General features: G+C 41.8%; 17 protein-coding genes and 1 pseudogene. 2 read left to right on the forward strand and 16 right to left on the reverse strand.

The genetic code is table 11. From position 1 onward, the window contains the following. Positions 1–219: 219 nt before the first annotated feature. The 4 genes from EJF26_RS06195 to EJF26_RS06210 form a co-directional block, all read right to left on the reverse strand. Positions 220–792 (reverse strand): nucleotidyltransferase family protein, encoded by a 573-nt coding sequence (locus tag EJF26_RS06195; RefSeq protein ID WP_001098870.1) that lies wholly within the window; start codon positions 790–792, stop codon positions 220–222. Next, positions 773–1,771 (reverse strand): Holliday junction branch migration DNA helicase RuvB, encoded by a 999-nt coding sequence (gene ruvB, locus EJF26_RS06200; protein WP_004246634.1) that lies wholly within the window; start codon positions 1,769–1,771, stop codon positions 773–775. The genes EJF26_RS06195 and ruvB overlap by 20 nt, the downstream gene beginning before the upstream one ends. 184 nt (positions 1,772–1,955) lie before the next feature. After that, on the reverse strand, positions 1,956–4,367 hold the full coding sequence (locus EJF26_RS06205; RefSeq protein ID WP_000779594.1) for a flavocytochrome c: 2,412 nt from the start codon (positions 4,365–4,367) through the stop codon (positions 1,956–1,958). 25 nt (positions 4,368–4,392) lie between these two features. Then, entirely contained in the window at positions 4,393–5,001 is a 609-nt protein-coding gene (locus EJF26_RS06210; RefSeq protein ID WP_000779602.1) for an NADPH-dependent FMN reductase, read from the reverse strand. Positions 5,002–5,219: 218 nt separating this feature from the next. Here EJF26_RS06210 and EJF26_RS06215 point away from each other — a divergent pair. Both EJF26_RS06215 and EJF26_RS06220 read left to right on the forward strand, forming a co-directional pair. Continuing rightward, positions 5,220–6,418 (forward strand): annotated as a pseudogene (locus tag EJF26_RS06215) (L-lactate MFS transporter). A 75-nt stretch (positions 6,419–6,493) separates the two neighbouring features. Further along, a complete protein-coding gene (locus tag EJF26_RS06220; protein WP_000785198.1) occupies positions 6,494–7,372 on the forward strand; it encodes an AraC family transcriptional regulator in 879 nt (292 codons plus the stop codon). Between the two features lie 495 nt (positions 7,373–7,867). Here the strand turns inward: EJF26_RS06220 and EJF26_RS06225 are convergent, their stop codons facing one another. The 12 genes from EJF26_RS06225 to infA form a co-directional block, all read right to left on the reverse strand. Continuing rightward, positions 7,868–8,284 carry a GNAT family N-acetyltransferase gene (locus tag EJF26_RS06225; RefSeq protein WP_000628703.1) on the reverse strand — a complete coding sequence of 139 codons (417 nt, stop codon included), beginning with the start codon at positions 8,282–8,284 and terminating at the stop codon, positions 7,868–7,870. An 11-nt stretch (positions 8,285–8,295) separates the two neighbouring features. Beyond that, a complete protein-coding gene (locus EJF26_RS06230) occupies positions 8,296–8,991 on the reverse strand; it encodes a GNAT family N-acetyltransferase (RefSeq protein WP_001144887.1) in 696 nt (231 codons plus the stop codon). A gap of 194 nt (positions 8,992–9,185) precedes the next feature. Beyond that, positions 9,186–11,687: a leucine--tRNA ligase gene (leuS, locus tag EJF26_RS06235; protein ID WP_000011802.1), complete on the reverse strand. Its 2,502-nt coding sequence runs from the start codon at positions 11,685–11,687 to the stop codon at positions 9,186–9,188. A gap of 161 nt (positions 11,688–11,848) precedes the next feature. Beyond that, positions 11,849–12,541, reverse strand: coding sequence for a histidine phosphatase family protein (locus tag EJF26_RS06240; RefSeq protein WP_000049287.1), 693 nt, complete (start codon positions 12,539–12,541; stop codon positions 11,849–11,851). Between the two features lie 236 nt (positions 12,542–12,777). After that, positions 12,778–14,115 carry a PFL family protein gene (locus EJF26_RS06245; protein ID WP_000354879.1) on the reverse strand — a complete coding sequence of 446 codons (1,338 nt, stop codon included), beginning with the start codon at positions 14,113–14,115 and terminating at the stop codon, positions 12,778–12,780. Positions 14,116–14,124: 9 nt separating this feature from the next. Beyond that, entirely contained in the window at positions 14,125–14,391 is a 267-nt protein-coding gene (locus EJF26_RS06250) for an ACT domain-containing protein (RefSeq protein WP_000644111.1), read from the reverse strand. Between the two features lie 263 nt (positions 14,392–14,654). Then, positions 14,655–15,041, reverse strand: a complete 387-nt coding sequence (gene rplQ / locus EJF26_RS06255; protein ID WP_000331493.1) for a 50S ribosomal protein L17 — start codon at positions 15,039–15,041, stop codon at positions 14,655–14,657. An 11-nt stretch (positions 15,042–15,052) separates the two neighbouring features. Next, entirely contained in the window at positions 15,053–15,988 is a 936-nt protein-coding gene (locus EJF26_RS06260) for a DNA-directed RNA polymerase subunit alpha (RefSeq protein ID WP_000568993.1), read from the reverse strand. Between the two features lie 42 nt (positions 15,989–16,030). Then, positions 16,031–16,414, reverse strand: a complete 384-nt coding sequence (gene rpsK, locus EJF26_RS06265; RefSeq protein WP_001118385.1) for a 30S ribosomal protein S11 — start codon at positions 16,412–16,414, stop codon at positions 16,031–16,033. Between the two features lie 17 nt (positions 16,415–16,431). Then, positions 16,432–16,797 (reverse strand): 30S ribosomal protein S13, encoded by a 366-nt coding sequence (gene rpsM, locus EJF26_RS06270; RefSeq protein WP_000090781.1) that lies wholly within the window; start codon positions 16,795–16,797, stop codon positions 16,432–16,434. A 17-nt stretch (positions 16,798–16,814) separates the two neighbouring features. Beyond that, positions 16,815–16,931, reverse strand: a complete 117-nt coding sequence (rpmJ, locus tag EJF26_RS06275; RefSeq protein ID WP_001808836.1) for a 50S ribosomal protein L36 — start codon at positions 16,929–16,931, stop codon at positions 16,815–16,817. A gap of 24 nt (positions 16,932–16,955) precedes the next feature. Next, positions 16,956–17,174, reverse strand: a complete 219-nt coding sequence (gene infA / locus EJF26_RS06280; RefSeq protein WP_001029883.1) for a translation initiation factor IF-1 — start codon at positions 17,172–17,174, stop codon at positions 16,956–16,958. Positions 17,175–17,200 lie beyond the last annotated feature (26 nt).

Consider the following 17,200-nt stretch of genomic DNA (forward strand, 5'->3'; position numbering starts at 1 on the left):
TTCCAGGAGTCTTATCTTCCAAGAACAATAAGGATAGCCTTAATAGACGTTTTTCTCACTCAATCTCACAAATTCGGTATCTTTGTTAGCTATGATAGATTGAATGAGTTGTTCCTGTTGAGTATATAATTTTTTGCATCTTTAGATTTCTCTGCTCATCTTGTGATGATTACAAACTCACATATAGAATTCTTATGCGATCAAGTCACCAACTTCTTTTCAGAGATTCGAGAAAGTGAGATTTTTCCATTTTTCTTGCCAATTTTTCTTGGATAAGCGTTCTTGATAGAGCTTCATTCGGTCTTCATTATCTAAGAAGTGAGGAGTCGGGTGAACTTGAAACTTTAAAATATCCTCGAGTCCATAGGGCACGAAGAGCTCTAAAGTTGCATCAGCATGCAAGCGAAGTCCTACCGCCGTACAGCGCTCGGGATACTTAACCATCGCATCACAGGAGCTGATATAGGGCGCCGTGTGGGGACTGTGCAGATGCATATAGACCTGATTTTTCAACTCCCACTGATACTGGGGGAAATCTTCTCTCAGCTTGTTCTCTAGGGATACTGTTTCCTCATAAGAAACATCTGGATCAAAGAAAATCACATCCACATCCGTTTCACGGTCAAAAGGGGATTTGTCTGACAAGAGATTCCAAATAAAATTCCTGACAGAACCTGCTGCTAACCACGAGTCTTTCAAGCCAAGGTTACGGATGATGGTTAAGATTTTCATCAAATCTGGATTTTCTCTGAAAGCCTCTAGAATTTCGTGCTCATTTTTCACTGTATTCATAACCTAAATGCTCATATGCTTTAGCTGTTGCAACCCGTCCAGACCGTGTCCGCATGATAAATCCTTTTTGGATCAGGTAGGGTTCGTACATGTCTTCGACCGTCTCACGCTCCTCGGCAATATTAACAGAGAGGGTTCCTAGACCGACAGGACCACCACCGTACATCTCAATCATGGTACGAAGGATTTTTTGGTCCACATAGTCCAAACCTTCATGGTCAACATCTAGCATGGTCAAGGCCTTATCCGTAATCACATCATCAATCAAGCCATCACCCATAATCTGTGCAAAGTCGCGCACGCGCTTAAGGAGACGATTGGCGATACGAGGAGTTCCTCGACTGCGTAAGGCCAGCTCAGCGGCTGCCTCATGGGTGATTTCCATCTCAAAAATATCTGCCGTTCGCTCGACAATTTCTGTCAAGTCAGCATGGGCATAGTATTCCATATGACCTGTAATCCCAAAACGTGCCCGTAGAGGATTTGAAAGCATCCCCGCCCTTGTCGTTGCACCAATCAAGGTAAAAGGTGGCAAGTCCAAATGGACACTGCGACTGCCCTCACCAGCCCCAATCATGATGTCAATGTAAAAATCCTCCATAGCACTATAAAGCACCTCTTCCACCGACATAGGCAGGCGATGAATCTCGTCAATAAAAAGGACGTCTCCAGGTTCCAAATCATTCAAAATCGCTACCAGATCACCCGCTTTTTCAATGACAGGGCCAGACGTTTGCTTGAGATTGACTCCTAGTTCATTAGCAATGACAAAGGCCATGGTCGTTTTCCCCAAACCTGGAGGCCCAAATAAGAGCACATGGTCCAGCGCTTCATCCCGCATTTTAGCAGCTTCGATAAAGATTTGCAGCTGATCCTTGACCTTATCCTGACCGATATATTCACGTAAATACTGAGGACGGAGGGTACGTTCTACTAACTCCTCATCCCCCATTATCTCATTATCTAAAATTCTATTCATGTTTCCATTATATCAAAAATCCAAGCTACAAACAAAAAAGCCACCTGATTGGGTGGCCTCTTTAGGGAGATTATTATGAAAAAGAAAGGATTAGGATTTCATTAAATAAAGTTAGGAGGTCCTTATTTAATAACTATATAATACACAAGGAGACTTAAAATTCCCTTAATTTTCAAATCGATCATTAACAATTTTCTTTAACAGCTGTTTGACCTGCAATACGTCCAAAAGTAAAGATATCCGTAAGCGAATTTCCTCCTAGACGGTTACCTGCATGGAGTCCACCTGCGACTTCTCCGGCAGCATACAAACCAGGGATAATCTGACCGTTTTCATTCAAAACGTGTGTTGAAGTATCAATCTTGAGTCCACCCATTGTATGGTGAACGGCTGGTTTTCTCGGTGTTGCGTAAAATGGCGCAACCTCACACTTGAGATCAAAACTACCTTTATTAAATTCAGGGTCAAATCCTGCATCAACATAAGAATTGTACTTCTTGATTGTATCTGCTAACACCTGTGGATCCATACCAATCTGAACAGCCAACTCTTCTATCGTATCTGCACGGTAGAGAGTGCCTGCTTTGACTTGGGCATCGATTTTTTCTTGGCTAGTGTTGTAGGCAGTTTCCTTGATACGTTCATCTGCGATTAGATAGAACAAGCCTCCATTATCAATCGCCGCTTGAGATAGCTTGTCTCGGCTACCGTACTCATCTACAAAGCGCTTCCCTTGAGTATTTACCATGATGAAGTTTGCTGGAGGAACTTGAAGTCCTGAGAAGAGGGCACCTGTTACTGGATCGGATACTGGCATCATTTGACTAAAGCCCATACCCACCAAATCTGCACCTACACTTTGCCCTAAAAGAATACCATCTCCTGTTACAGCTGGTGTATTAGATGTAGCAATATCATCTGCAATTTCAGTCCAGTAGGTATTGTATTTTTGTAGCATCTTTGTATTGGCACCAAATCCTCCAGAAGCTAGAACAACAGCATCTGCATTGACAATGATAGTTTGACCGTTTCGACCTTCTGCTCTGACACCCTTGACAGCCCCGTCTTTTACAAGCAATTCTTTAACTGGAGAATCTGTCAAAATCGTGCCCCCATTTTCTAGAACATATTTTTGTAGGACGGATATAAAGGCATACCCCATTGGTTGAACCGGCTTATGGCCACGACGCCAAAGGGCTCCAACTGGCATTGTCACTTCGCTACGAACAAATTCAACGCCGATGTCTTCCAACCAGCGAACAGACTCTAGGGCTCGTTCGGTTAAAACAGATACTAAATCATACTGGCCATGAATTTCATTTCCTTGTAAATCTTTTCGTTTCCCACCGATATAGGTTTGGATACGGTAAAGTAGGGTAGAGTCAAACAAATAGCTCGGGTCCTGCAAATACTGCTCAACCTCAACTTTCAAGGATCTAAAGTCCTCTAGATATTCTGGGTCAATCGTTGATTCATCTGTCGCAATCAATTCTTGAAGCGTATGTGCCTCACCTGGATGAGCTGCGAAAGTTCCTTGCCATGCTGGATCTGGTGCATTCATTGGACCACCTGCACGAACAGTATTTCCTCCAATTGCTGGGAATTTCTCAACAATAATCGGCTTCTTACCCGCTTGTAAGACTGCAGCAGCCGCAGCTAAACCAGCTCCTCCACCTCCGACGATGACAACGTCTGCCTGATAGGTCTTATCTTCTTTATCTAAGGCAGATGGCGCTTTTGAACGCTTGCGTAAAACATCTGGATTTGCACCAGCTTGTTTGACTGCGCGAGCAACTCCGTCCAAGACACCATTTGAAGTCACAGAAGCTCCTGACACCGCATCAACATTTAATGTTTGCCCCTCAATGATTTCTGCTGGAATACGGGTAAAGACGACATCTGCGATTCCTGAAGATTCTCCAGAAGAATCGATTTCAATTTTTTCAATACGGTCCTCAGAAACCGTTACATCCATCGGTAATTTACCATTATGGCCTTCAGTTGTAACATGGTAAGTCCCTGGTTCAAAGCGAACTTCTTCAGGAAGGTTTAGTTGGTTTGCAATAGATACAAAGCGAAGGAAGCGATAAAAACAACTATCTAGGAAATCAACGGTTCGCTCATCAATCAAATCTCCATTGTCATCAAACGCTCGATGCGCTCGACCAAGTAAAAACTCACTACCTGGCATAACTGTTGCATTTACCCCAGGAGCATCCAGAATCTGACGAAGATGAAGTTGGGCACGTGAAGAACCTTGAATATCGTAGGAAGCTCCGACAATCATTGTCGGCTTTCCGTCTAGTGGATGAATGTTAAAAGACAACCACTCGAGCAAGCTATTCAAACTTGATGGAATCGTATGATTGTGCTCGGGTGTCGAGATAATGACACCATCAGCTTCTGAAATAGCTTGATTAAACTTCTGAATAATAGGTGTATCTGTTTGATCATCTGTTTCATTGAACATTGGTACATCTGTTATTTCTAAAATCTCAATATCCGCTTTTGAAGCAAAATGTCTTTTCATAAATTGCAAGAGGTTGCGATTATAGGATTTTTTTGCATTAGTCCCAACAATAGCTACTAATTTCATGGATTGTTCTCCTTTCTTGAAATACTTATGCTTTCAACCATTCTTCCCAAATGAAAGATTTCTTACGATTTGTATCTTCTGGTTTGACCAAAGCCTTTGTTAGTTCAACAAAATTTTGAAACTCTGAAAAATGTTCTTCTAGTTCTGCAACCTTTTCAGGATTGTTCAAATGACACTCATCATCTAGGACTTGCTCAGAATGACCTAGAAAGAACTCCGTACCAGGCATAACTCTCGCTTTAAGCTCCGGCGCATCTAAAATCTGACGTAAATGTGCCTGCGCTCTAGATGTTCCTAGCAAACCGAGAGAAGCACCTACAATCATAGTTGGTTTATTGATTAAGGCACGACTGGTATAAGCAATCCACTCCAAAGCAGAGGCCAAAGATGCTGGTATCGTGTGGTCGTACTCAGGTGTTGAAATAATCACACCATCTGCGGCAAGAATTTTTTCTGAAAAAGCTTGAACTTCAGCTGGCGCTTGCTTGTCCTCAGGTTCGTTAAATGCTGGCAATTGTTTGATTTCCAATACCTCAATGTCGGCTTTATCCGAAAAGTGCTTTTGCATAAATTTCAAGAGTTTCCGATTGGTTGAGCGATCCGAATTGGTTCCAACGATAGCAACTAGTTTCATCTTGGTACCCCTTTCATTTATTTAATCTACTTTCATTATACTACTTTAGAAAATCTTGTAAATCCTTGATAATAAAGACCGTGTTATTCTATCAGATTATCGTACTTTAGTACAAGTTCGTGAAAAAATTAACAAGACATCTTCATAAACTATTGACCGGCTTCCTTAACTATGATATAGTCTTGGTGAAAAAATATACATTTAAGGAGGATGTTTTTATGAAAGAGACATTCAATCGTTGGCGGATTTTAGTCGCGTCTACAGCCATTCTTCTTTGCACAGGTGCCGTCTATTCCTTTTCTGTTTTTGCCGGACCACTTAGCAGTTCAACAGGCTGGTCCATGTCTGATATTATGTTAGCATTTGCTATCAACTCTGCAATCGGCCCTATCCCCATGATTCTAGGAGGTTATTTAGTTGACAAAGGTTATGTAAAATGGACCATCGCCCTCGGCGCTCTCCTATTTGCTAGTGGATTTTACTTAACCGGCTATGCCAATTCACCAGCCATGCTTTATTTGACCCATGGATTAATGGCTGGACTTGGTCAAGGTTTTGCCTATTCGGGTGCCCTCTCCAATTCACTTCGCCTCTTCCCTGATAAACGTGGCTTAGCCTCTGGAATTCTGACAGGTGGTATGGGATTTGCTGCAGTCATCGCTTCTCCAGTCGCGAGCAATCTCATTCAACAACAAGATGCCTTCTTGCTTTTCGTACCATTGGGCTAGTCTATATTGCTGTTATCATCTGTGCAGTTTTCTTTATCAATGCAGCTCCAAGCGGCTACCAACCAGTAGGCTGGAAAGCTCCTATCCCAACCAAGCAAGGAGCTACTAATAAAAACTGGAAACAAATGCTACGAAGTCCTCTGTTTTACATTATCATTAGCATGTTCTTTGTCGGCGCCTTTTCTGGTTTGATGATTGCCTCTCAAGCATCACCAATCGGTCAATCAATGTTTGGACTCTCTGCAGGCACTGCAGCTCTCTATGTCTCTCTTTATTCAATCGCAAACTCTAGTGGTCGTTTTATCTGGGGATCACTTTCTGATAAAATTGGCCGTTCAAAGACCTTATTAATTATCTACTCTGTCATTGTCCTAGCTTTATTTTCCCTAACTATCGTCCCTGGTCAATTCGGGTTTACCTTAGGAATTATAGGACTTGGTATCTGCTTTGGTGGTGTTATGGGGGTCTTCCCATCTATCGTCATGGAAAATTACGGTCCTGCAAATCAAGGGGTCAACTACGGTATAGTCTTCACTGGATATTCTTTAGCAGCATTTTTCGCTCCCAAAGTCGCTGTTCAAATAGCAATGGCTAATAATGGAAATTATAGTGTAGCTTTTTATGTTGCTATTGCTTTGGCCTTCATTGGACTTATGCTTACTATTTTTTATATGAAAAAGAAAGCTTAAAGCCCGAAAACTTCCTAGATAAGGAAGTTTTTTTGGTATAATAAACGTAGTAATAGTATATTGGGAGGATTTACCATGGCAGACCGTTCACGTTTCTTACGAGATAACCCATCTGACTTCCCATATGATTTTGAAAAACAAATCCTATCCAAGCAATCTTCTAATACAATTTATCATTGGCATCCTGAATTCGAGATAATCTATGTCAAAAAAGGAACTGCTACCTTCTATATCAACTCTGAGCGCTTTGAAAGTCATGAAGGTGATATTTTCCTAATTCAGCCAACGTCTCCTCACGCTATCTACCCTATTGAAAATCAAGAACAAATTTCAACAGTTTTTCGTATCCATTTAGATTTCCTAGGTAGAAGTCAAATTGACAGTTTTAGCCAACGCTATATCCAACACCTCCACTCTGGTCACTTTTGCCTTACTCCTCAAATATCACCAGGCGATAAGGCCTATGATCAAATTCAATCCTGCCTTCTTTCCCTCTTTTCTATCCTTGAAGAAAAAAGCATATACTACGATCTACTCATAAAATCTAAACTATACGAATTGCTTCATCTTCTCTTTAAGTATCGATATGTCAATCGACACTATACAGATGATACCTACCAAAAATACCAAAAACTAAAAGAAGTGATTTGCTACCTTGAACAGCACTACTCAGAACCCATTCATATTGAGCAACTGGCTGCAACATTTGGATATAGTAAAAATCACTTTATGAGTATTTTCAAGCAACATACTGGAGCCAGTTGTATGGACTACCTGCTCCAGTTACGTCTTGAAAAATCCTGTGAGAAACTCGTCCAAACCAACTTCAGTATTCAAGAAATTGCAAGCCAAGTCGGTTTCACCAACCTTTCAAACTTCAACCGTCAATTTAAGCAGCACTATCACTTAACACCTAGACAGTATCGAAATCAACAACTTAAAAAGAAAACATGATTCTTTCTCCTTAGTCTTTTCTAAGGAGTTTTTTCAAACAAAAAAGCCACCTGATTGGGTGGCCTCTTTAGGGAGATTATGATGAAAAAGAAAGGATTAGGATTTCATTAAATAAAGTTAGGAGGTCTTTATCTAATGACTATATGATACACGAGGAGACTTAAAATTACCTTAACCTTTTTCTGATTTATCATTTTTTTAGAAAAATTTTTTCCAAATGAAATTTCCTTTCTCAAGTCACAAAAAAGCCACCTGATTGGGTGACTTCTTTAGGAGATTATGATGAAAAAGAAAAGTTTAGGATTTCATTAAATAAAGGGTACTCAATGAAAATCGAAATCAGACTAGGCAGATAGACGCAAGCATAACTATAGTTAGCTAAGTCGACTCTAACGAAGGTTGATGAGATTTTCGAAGAGTATTAGGAGGTCTTTATTTAATAACTATATAATACACGAGGAGACTTAAACTTTGCTTAAGAAAAAACAAAATTTTTTATTTTTTTCGATCCACCCAAATCATTCCTGTACAATCATAAGTAGATAAGGTTTTAAATCCCAGAGAACGATAGAATCCCAAGGTTTTTTCTGTCTGTTCGGTCACTAGTTGGACTTGATAGGCATCTTTGAAATTCCCTAAAGCCTTCTTCATTAAGGCACTGCCAATCCCTTGGCGCTGATAAGTAGGCAAAACGAGCAAATCCTGGACAAAAATCGATGAAAAACCATCTCCGACTAAACGGACCAAGCCCACCACGGCATCACCATCAAGTGCCAGATAAATTGCTAATGAGTTAGATAAGGCCTTCTCCAACATCTGAGGTTGATGGGTATAATTTGTCCAACTGACTGCCTGATAGAGATGCAGAACATCCTCTAGCTTGACAATTTCTTGCCTTCTAATAGTTATCATCCCAACACCTCTTAGAATTCTCTCAAGCTCTTGTACTGCCGTCCATTTTTATCAAAATTTTCAGGAGCCAGCCATGCTTCCAAACGAGCTTTGACTTGAGACCAGTCCTTATCAATCATAGAGAGCCAATCCGTATCCCTCGTACGCTCCTTATATACGACTGCCTGGCGGAAGGTCCCTTCATAGACAAAGCCCAAACGTTCCGCAGCTCGTTTTGATGGCAGATTTAGAGCATCGCATTTCCACTCATAGCGACGATAGTTAATCTCCTCAAAAACATACCGTGCCAGTAGATATTGAGCCTCTGTCCCTATACGTGTTCCCCTGAGTTCTGGAGAAAAAGTGACAGCTCCCACTTCTATTACTCGGTTATTCTGGTCAATGCGCATGAGAGAAAAAGTCCCCAAGGCCTTACCAGTTGCCTTATCTATAATCGCATAGTAAAAACGGTCCTTACGAGCCAACATCTGATTTAAGACAGTAACCAGTTCCTCCATATCTGCCACTGGTTCCTGAAAAAGGTAGGTCCACATCTCCCGAGGCGTATCAGGTCCATAAACAGCTAATAAATCCTCCGCATGCTTTTCCACTGAAAGAGCCTCTATCTGAGCGTAGCGCCCTTCTAAGAAATCAATGGAAGGCAATTCTCCTGGAGTATAACCTTCCATTGACTCACCAATTATCTGACCATATTCATTTACTGGCATTGTTTTCTCCTTGTTTTGCTTTTCAAACTTTATAATTGCACATAGTATATCATACTTTCATGAAAAAATTCAAAAAATCCTCCAGATTCTATCTCTGAAGGATTCCTATCTTATTTCACAACGATATTAACGAGTTTAGTTGGCTCAAACAGTTTGGGGAACTGTTTGAGGTTGGAAATCAGCAAATAAATTGGTTATTTCACAACGATATTAACCAATTTATTTGGTACACTAATCACCTTCACGATTTCCTTGCCGTCAATCTCCGCTTTGACTTTTTCGTCAGCCAGAGCAATTTCTTGCAATTCTTCGCGTGATAGGTCTTTAGCAACCATCAATTTGGCACGAACTTTTCCTTTGATTTGGACGACGATTTCGATTTCGTCTTCAACCAATTTGCTTTCGTCCCATGTTGGCCAAGCCACGTAAGAGATGGATTCACCTATTGCTGCAACAATTTGCCAGAGTTCTTCTGCCAAGTGAGGTGCAAATGGGGCAATCAATTGGATAAAGCCTTTGGCATAGTCCACATAGAGTTTGTCTTCCTTATTAGCAGCGTTGACAAAGACCATAAGTTGGGCAATGGCTGTGTTGAATTTCATGGATTCGATTTGTTCAGTGACAGATTTAACTGTTTCATTGTAGACCTTGTCAAGAGCGCCATTATTTTCCGCAACAATTTCTTTACTTGTAATCAAACGGTAAACACGGTCAAGGAACTTACGGCTTCCTTCCAGACCTTCTTCAGACCAAGCGATCGAAGCATCAAGTGGTCCCATGAACATTTCATAGACACGAAGGGTATCGGCACCATATTGTTCCACCACATCGTCTGGGTTAACAACGTTCTTGAGGGATTTAGACATCTTGGCTGGTGCTTGCTCCAATTCTTCCCCTGTTTCCACATGGAAGAAGGAACCATCACGTTTTTCAACCTTGTCAGTTGCCACAAGAGCACCACGATGGTCACGGTAGCTTGTTCCCAAAATCATTCCTTGGTTAAAGAGTTTTTGGAATGGTTCCTTAGTTGGAACAACGCCGAGGTCATAGAGAAATTTGTGCCAGAAACGAGCGTAAAGCAAGTGAAGTACAGCATGCTCTGCTCCACCCACGTAGATATCTACTGGTAACCATTGTTTGAGAAGGTCCTCATCAGCCAATTTCTCTGTGTTGTGCGGATCGATATAGCGAAGATAGTACCAGCTTGAACCTGCCCATTGTGGCATAGTGTTTGTTTCACGACGACCTTTGACACCATCTTCACGAGTCACTTCAAGCCAGTCTGTCAAGTTAGCCAATGGGCTTTCCCCTGTACCTGAAGGACGGATATCCTTGGTGACTGGCAAGACAAGTGGCAATTCACTTTCAGGAACAGCTGTTGAAGTCCCATCTTCCCAATGAATGATTGGAATTGGCTCACCCCAGTAACGTTGACGACTGAAGAGCCAGTCGCGGAGACGGTAGGTCACCTTCTCTTGCCCACAACCTTTTTCTTCCAACCAAGCCACAATCTTAGCAATTGCGTCTTCTTTATTCAAGCCATCTAGGAAGTCTGAATTGACATGAAGTCCATCTTCTGTGTAAGCAACCTCTTCAACGTTTCCACCTTCAAGTACTTCTACGATTGGAAGGTCAAATTGTTTAGCAAATTCCCAGTCACGTTGGTCATGGGCAGGAACAGCCATAACCGCACCTGTACCATAGCTAGCAAGAACATAGTCCGCAATCCAGATTGGAATTTCTTTACCATTGACAGGGTTGATGGCATAGGCACCTGTCCAAACACCAGTTTTTTCTTTAGCAAGGTCGGTACGAGCCAAGTCAGACTTGAGACTAGCTTGGTGTTTGTAGTCTGCAACTGCATCAGCTTGCTCTGGGCTTGTGATGGCGTCAACCAAGTCATGCTCAGGAGCCAAGACTGTGAATGTCGCACCGAAAAGAGTATCAGGACGAGTGGTAAAGACGGTAAATTCCTTGTCAGTCCCTTTCACTTTGAAAGTTACATTGGCACCAGTTGATTTCCCAATCCAGTTACGTTGCATATCCTTGATAGATTCTGGCCAATCCAGTTCATCCAAGTCGTTAAGCAAGCGCTCTGCATAGGCCGTAATTTTGAGCATCCATTGGCGCATTGGTTTGCGGACAACGGGATAGCCACCACGCTCAGAAGTTCCATCAGGAAGGACTTCTTCGTTAGCAATGGCTGTTCCTAGTTCCTCAACCCAGTTTACTGGCACTTCGGCTTCATAGGCCAAGCCTTTTTCGTAGAGCTTGGTGAAGATCCACTGAGTCCACTTGTAATAGTTTGGATCTGTTGTGTTGACTTCACGATCCCAGTCGTAAGAGAATCCAAGCGCATTGATTTGACGTTTGAAGTTGGCAATGTTTTCCGCTGTAAATTCTGCTGGGTCATTCCCCGTATCCATAGCGTATTGCTCTGCAGGCAAACCAAAGGCATCCCAACCCATTGGGTGAAGGACATTGTAGCCTTGCGCACGTTTGTAACGGCTGAGAATATCCGTTGCTGTATAGCCTTCTGGATGTCCTACGTGCAGACCCGCTCCTGAAGGATATGGGAACATGTCGAGAGCATAAAACTTCGGTTTTGAGGCATCTGTTCCTGTCTTAAATGTATGATGTTGAGCCCAGTAGCCCTGCCACTTAGGCTCAATTTCTTTATGATTGTAAAAACTCATGCTATTTCTCCAATTTTATGATGTTACTATTATACCATTTTTGGGGGAATTTGAAAGACGAGAAAGAATCTTTTCCCCTCCCTTATCAAGAAAGATTGGCTCTAAAAGCACTCTTGCTTAGCTGAATAAAAAAATTAGCTCCTCTGAGGAGCTATCTTCTATCAATGCTTATTTTCTTCCATCTTCTCACGTCCCAGTTCCCGATAGCTGCGGTCGCCAACGACTTGGACCGTAAACTGACCGTTCTCATATTCAAGAATCGTCACGCTACCATTATCTAGACCATGCGGATGCATACCATTGATCAGATAAACAATGGTTCCAATCGTCATTCCATGGCTGACAACGAGGGCATTTCCCCCACCTTGTTCTTCCATTTCTTTGGCAATCGCTTCAAAGCCTTCCTTGATTCGACTACTGAGTTTTTCCCAACCTTCTGCCCAGCCAGCTGTATCAACCTCTACCAAACCTTCTGCTAGTTCCGCATAGGACAACTGATGAACATGGTCTACATTGAAAATTCTCGGAATCAACCCCATAAAGAGGTCCCCATCATAGGCTCCATCAAAACTACCAAAACACCACTCACGGATTCGCTTATCCATTCGATAAGGAATTTTCCCCTGCAAGCCGAGTTCTTCCAGGATAATTCCCATGGTTTGAATAGTGCGCCCTGAATCGCTAGAATAAGCTCGGTCAAACTGCAAACCAGACTCTCTCAAGCCAATTCCTAACTCATGAATTCCCAACTCACCTTCTGCTGTTAGAGGTGTATCACTCCATCCTTGCGCACGTCCAATCGTGTTAAACATCGTTTTTCCATGACGGACCAAGTACAATCTTACTTTAGACATTTTCTATCCTCCATTTTCTTCTATTATATCATGGATCAAAGAAATATTCGGCTTTCAACAGTAAAGCCCGCTCTCGTAATTTTCCCACAAGAAAAGCTACCCTAACGGTAGCTTTCCTAGGAGATTATTATGAAAAAGTTTAGGATTCTAATTAAATAAAGTTAGGAGATCTTTATTTAATGATTATAGTATACACAGTCATCCTTAAACTCAACTTAAATTCTCTCCCTTTTTTATTAATTTTTAAAACTATGGATTGGCGCAGGAATTTGACCACCGCGAGAGATGAAATCAACAGACGAAGTCCCGTTGACTTTCATAACTGGAGCTGTTCCTAGCAAGCCACCAAACTCAATCATATCGCCTTCTTTGCCCTTTGGAATGATACGGACGGCCGTTGTCTTCATGTTAATGACACCAATTGCCGCCTCATCCGCAATCATAGCTGCAATGGTTTCAGCAGGCGTATCTTCTGGAATGGCAATCATATCCAACCCAACAGAACAGATAGCCGTCATGGCTTCTAGTTTTTCTAAATTCAGAGAGCCATTTTGCACTGCAGCAATCATCCCCTCATCTTCAGAAACGGGGATAAAAGCACCTGACAAGCCACCGACTTGGTTACAAGCCATCACTCCGCCCTTTTTAACTTGGTCATTCAAAAGAGCGAGGGCAGCCGTCGTCCCATGCGTGCCAACTGTTTCTAGGCCCATTTCCTCAAGGACACGTGCCACAGAATCACCAACCGCAGGAGTAGGTGCCAAACTTAGGTCGACAATTCCAAAGTCAACACCAAGGCGTTCACTCGCCATTTGCCCAACCAATTGACCGATACGAGTTATCTTGAATGCCGTTTTCTTGACTGTTTCCGCTACTACATCAAAGCTCTGTCCACGAACTTTTTCTAAGGCACGCTTGACAACTCCCGGACCAGAAACCCCGACATTGATGATAACATCTGCTTCACCGACACCGTGGAAGGCTCCCGCCATAAAAGGATTATCCTCAACGGCGTTAGCAAATACGACCAACTTGGCAGCTCCCATATCCGATAAGCTCGCTGTTTCCTTGATAATACGTCCCATATCTGCGACCGCAGTCATGTTGATGCCTGACTTGGTTGAGCCGATATTGACAGACGAACAAACCTTGTCTGTCTCAGCTAGAGCTCGCGGGATAGAATTGATGAGGATTTCATCTCCTTTTTGGTAGCCTTTTTGTACCAAAGCTGAGAATCCACCGATAAAGTCAACACCAATCTCCTTGGCAGCCTTGTCAAGTGCCTTTGCCAAAACAACATAGTCTGTCGCATCAGTCGCTGCACCAATCAATGAAATCGGAGTCACCGATACCCGTTTATTAACAATAGGAATCCCAAGTTCTGCAGCAATTTCATCTCCCACAGCCACTAGATTTGCAGCTTTAGTGGTGATTTTTTGGTAAATCTTTTCAGCAGCACGTTCAATATCTGGATCAATACAGTCCAAAAGGGAAATCCCCATGGTGATGGTTCTGATATCGAAGTTCTGCTCCTCAATCATGGCAATGGTTTCTGTAACTTGTCTAATATCCATGATGACCTCCTAGATATTATACATAGCGTCAAAAATCGCCGCACTTTGAATATTGATTTTGACATTCAAGGTCTGACCGAAAGTTTCAAACTCATTTCGCAGATAAGTGAAATCCTGTTTTTCGTCACTAGAAACGACCGCCATCATAGTAAAGTATTCATCCAACACCGTCTGAGAGATATCGTCAATATTCAAACCCAACTCTGCAATCTTAGTAGACACGCCTGCAACGATCCCAGCCTTGTCCTTACCAACCACTGTAATAATAGCCTTCATTCTTATACCCCATTTCTACGATTTTTAGAAAACCTGAACGTTTTTGATTTTCTTTTTTCCTAGTATAGCATATTTCCGTCAAAAATACTAAAAAACGCCTGCTTACGAAGTTGTTCTTAAACAAAAAACAATTTCGTAAACAAGCGTCTACCCTATCAAATGATGATGAGTGTTCCCGCTAGGACCGAAGTCCCAGCGGTAGACCAGAGCTAGACTAAGAGCACAAGACTCCATCATCATAACACTCAACAAAATTGATGATTTTATACTAATTCGATGATCGCCATTGGCGCAGCATCACCACGACGTGGTTCAGTTTTAAGGATACGAGTGTATCCACCGTTACGTTCAGCATAACGAGGTGCGATTTCTGAGAACAATTTTTGAAGTGCTGTAGTAGAAGTGTACTTATCAGTTGCTTCATCATAGTTTTCAGATGCGATTTCATTACGTACGAAAGCAGCTGCTTGACGACGTGCGTGCAAATCACCACGTTTACCTAGAGTAATCATTTTTTCAACAGTTTTACGGATTTCTTTAGCACGAGCTTCAGTTGTCACGATTGATTCGTTGATCAAAAGGTCAGTTGTCAAATCGCGAAGCATTGCTTTACGTTGTGAGCTAGTGCGTCCTAGTTTACGGTAAGCCATGTATTCCTCCTTTATTTATCTTTTAATCCAAGACCCAAGTCAATGAGTTTGAGTTTCACTTCTTCCAAACTCTTGCGTCCAAGATTTCGTACTTTCATCATCTCTGCTTCAGATTTTTCTGTCAAATCATGCACAGTGTTGATACCGGCACGTTTCAAACAGTTGTATGAACGCACAGACAAGTCCAGTTCCTCAATCGTACGATCCAAAATACGATCGTCAGATTCAGTATCAGCTTCTTTCATCACTTCAGTTGACTTAGCAATCTCAGTAAGATTTGTAAACAAATCAAGATGTTCTGTCAAGATTCGTGCTGAAAGCCCTAAAGCATCTTCTGGAATAATTGTTCCATTAGTCAAGATTTCAAGGGTTAATTTGTCAAAACCATCGTTGCTACCTACACGAGCAGGTTCAACTTGATAGTTGACTTTTGTAACTGGTGTATAAATAGAATCTACAGCAAGTGTTCCAACTGGTGCATTATCTTTTTTGTTTTCATCAGCAGGTACATATCCACGACCACTGTTAACAGTCATTGTCGCTTTTAGGGAAGAACCTTCACCGATTGTAAAGAGATAATGATCTGGATTTACAATCTCAATATCACTGTCAGTCAAAATGTCTCCAGCTGTAATTTCAGCAGGGCCTTCAACGTCAAGCTCAATAATTTTTTCGTCTTCAACGTATGATTTCACTGCAATCCCTTTAATGTTCAGAATGATTTGCATCACGTCTTCACGAACACCTGGAACTGTGTCGAACTCATGCAAGACACCTTCAATGTTGATAGATGTCACTGCTGCTCCTGGTAGAGAAGCTAGTAGTACACGACGAAGAGAGTTACCAAGAGTTGTACCGTAGCCACGTTCAAGCGGTTCGATTACAAACTTGCCATAATCTTTATTTTCATCAATTTTTGTTATATTTGGTTTTTCAAACTCGATCATTTAGTTACTCCCTCTTAAACGAAAAGCAGTGTAATGCAATGATTATACACGGCGACGTTTTGGAGGACGAGCACCATTGTGTGGCACTGGAGTCACATCACGAATTGCTGTTACTTCAAGACCAGCGGCAGCAAGCGCACGAATAGCTGACTCACGACCAGAACCTGGACCTTTTACAGTAACTTCAACTGATTTAAGACCGTGTTCTTGTGCAGATTTAGCAGCAGCTTCAGAAGCCATTTGGGCAGCGAATGGTGTAGATTTACGAGAACCTTTGAAACCAAGAGCACCAGCTGATGACCAAGCAATTGCATTACCATGCACATCAGTAATCATAACAATAGTGTTATTAAATGTAGCGTGAATATGAGCAATACCAGATTCGATATTCTTTTTCACACGACGTTTACGTGTTGGTTTAGCCAAGACTTTTACCTCCTATATTATTTTTTCTTACCAGCAATCGCAACAGCTTTACCTTTACGAGTGCGAGCGTTGTTTTTAGTGTTTTGTCCACGGACAGGAAGTCCACGACGGTGACGAATACCACGGTAAGAACCGATTTCCATCAAACGTTTGATGTTCAAGTTTACTTCACGACGAAGGTCACCTTCAACTTTGATTGCATCCACTTCACGACGGATAGCATCTTCTTGATCTGATGTAAGGTCACGTACACGAACATCTTCTGAGATTCCAGCAGCAGCCAAAATTTTCTTAGATGTTGCAAGTCCGATACCATAAACGTAAGTCAATGAGATTACTACGCGTTTGTCATTTGGAATGTCAACTCCAGCAATACGAGCCATGTTTTCTCCTTTCTATTTTATCCTTGACGTTGTTTGTGTTTTGGATTTGCTGGGCAAATTACCATAACACGACCATTACGACGAATTACTTTACAGTATTCGCAAATTGGTTTGACCGATGGTCTTACTTTCATTTCTTATCCCTCCAAGTTTTTCGATTATTTAAAGCGGTAAGTGATACGTCCACGTGTCAAGTCATATGGACTCATCTCGACAGTAACACGATCTCCCGCTAAAATACGAATATAGTTTTTACGAATTTTACCAGAAACTGTTGCTAAAATCTGATGTCCATTTTCAAGTTCAACCGTAAACATTGCGTTAGGCATTGTATCAACTACTTTGCCTTCAACTTCAATCACATCGTCTTTTGCCACGCAAAAGCACCTCCATAAATTTCGAT

Source organism: Streptococcus oralis subsp. dentisani, from assembly GCF_007475365.1.
Lineage (GTDB): Bacteria > Bacillota > Bacilli > Lactobacillales > Streptococcaceae > Streptococcus > Streptococcus mitis_AX.

What these genes read in the sequence shown, in the direction of transcription:
- EJF26_RS06245 (WP_000354879.1), bottom strand. Translation starts at nt 14,115, where the DNA reads ATGGATATTAGACAAGTTACAGAAACCATTGCCATGATTGAGGAGCAG.
- EJF26_RS06250 (WP_000644111.1), bottom strand. Translation starts at nt 14,391, where the DNA reads ATGAAGGCTATTATTACAGTGGTTGGTAAGGACAAGGCTGGGATCGTT.
- EJF26_RS06230 (WP_001144887.1), bottom strand. Translation starts at nt 8,991, where the DNA reads ATGCCAGTAAATGAATATGGTCAGATAATTGGTGAGTCAATGGAAGGT.
- EJF26_RS06210 (WP_000779602.1), bottom strand. Translation starts at nt 5,001, where the DNA reads ATGAAACTAGTTGCTATCGTTGGAACCAATTCGGATCGCTCAACCAAT.
- EJF26_RS06220 (WP_000785198.1), top strand. Translation starts at nt 6,494, where the DNA reads ATGGCAGACCGTTCACGTTTCTTACGAGATAACCCATCTGACTTCCCA.
- EJF26_RS06260 (WP_000568993.1), bottom strand. Translation starts at nt 15,988, where the DNA reads ATGATCGAGTTTGAAAAACCAAATATAACAAAAATTGATGAAAATAAA.
- rpmJ (WP_001808836.1), bottom strand. Translation starts at nt 16,931, where the DNA reads ATGAAAGTAAGACCATCGGTCAAACCAATTTGCGAATACTGTAAAGTA.
- EJF26_RS06205 (WP_000779594.1), bottom strand. Translation starts at nt 4,367, where the DNA reads ATGAAATTAGTAGCTATTGTTGGGACTAATGCAAAAAAATCCTATAAT.
- ruvB (WP_004246634.1), bottom strand. Translation starts at nt 1,771, where the DNA reads ATGAATAGAATTTTAGATAATGAGATAATGGGGGATGAGGAGTTAGTA.
- EJF26_RS06240 (WP_000049287.1), bottom strand. Translation starts at nt 12,541, where the DNA reads ATGTCTAAAGTAAGATTGTACTTGGTCCGTCATGGAAAAACGATGTTT.
- EJF26_RS06195 (WP_001098870.1), bottom strand. Translation starts at nt 792, where the DNA reads ATGAATACAGTGAAAAATGAGCACGAAATTCTAGAGGCTTTCAGAGAA.
- leuS (WP_000011802.1), bottom strand. Translation starts at nt 11,687, where the DNA reads ATGAGTTTTTACAATCATAAAGAAATTGAGCCTAAGTGGCAGGGCTAC.
- rplQ (WP_000331493.1), bottom strand. Translation starts at nt 15,041, where the DNA reads ATGGCTTACCGTAAACTAGGACGCACTAGCTCACAACGTAAAGCAATG.
- EJF26_RS06225 (WP_000628703.1), bottom strand. Translation starts at nt 8,284, where the DNA reads ATGATAACTATTAGAAGGCAAGAAATTGTCAAGCTAGAGGATGTTCTG.
- rpsM (WP_000090781.1), bottom strand. Translation starts at nt 16,797, where the DNA reads ATGGCTCGTATTGCTGGAGTTGACATTCCAAATGACAAACGCGTAGTA.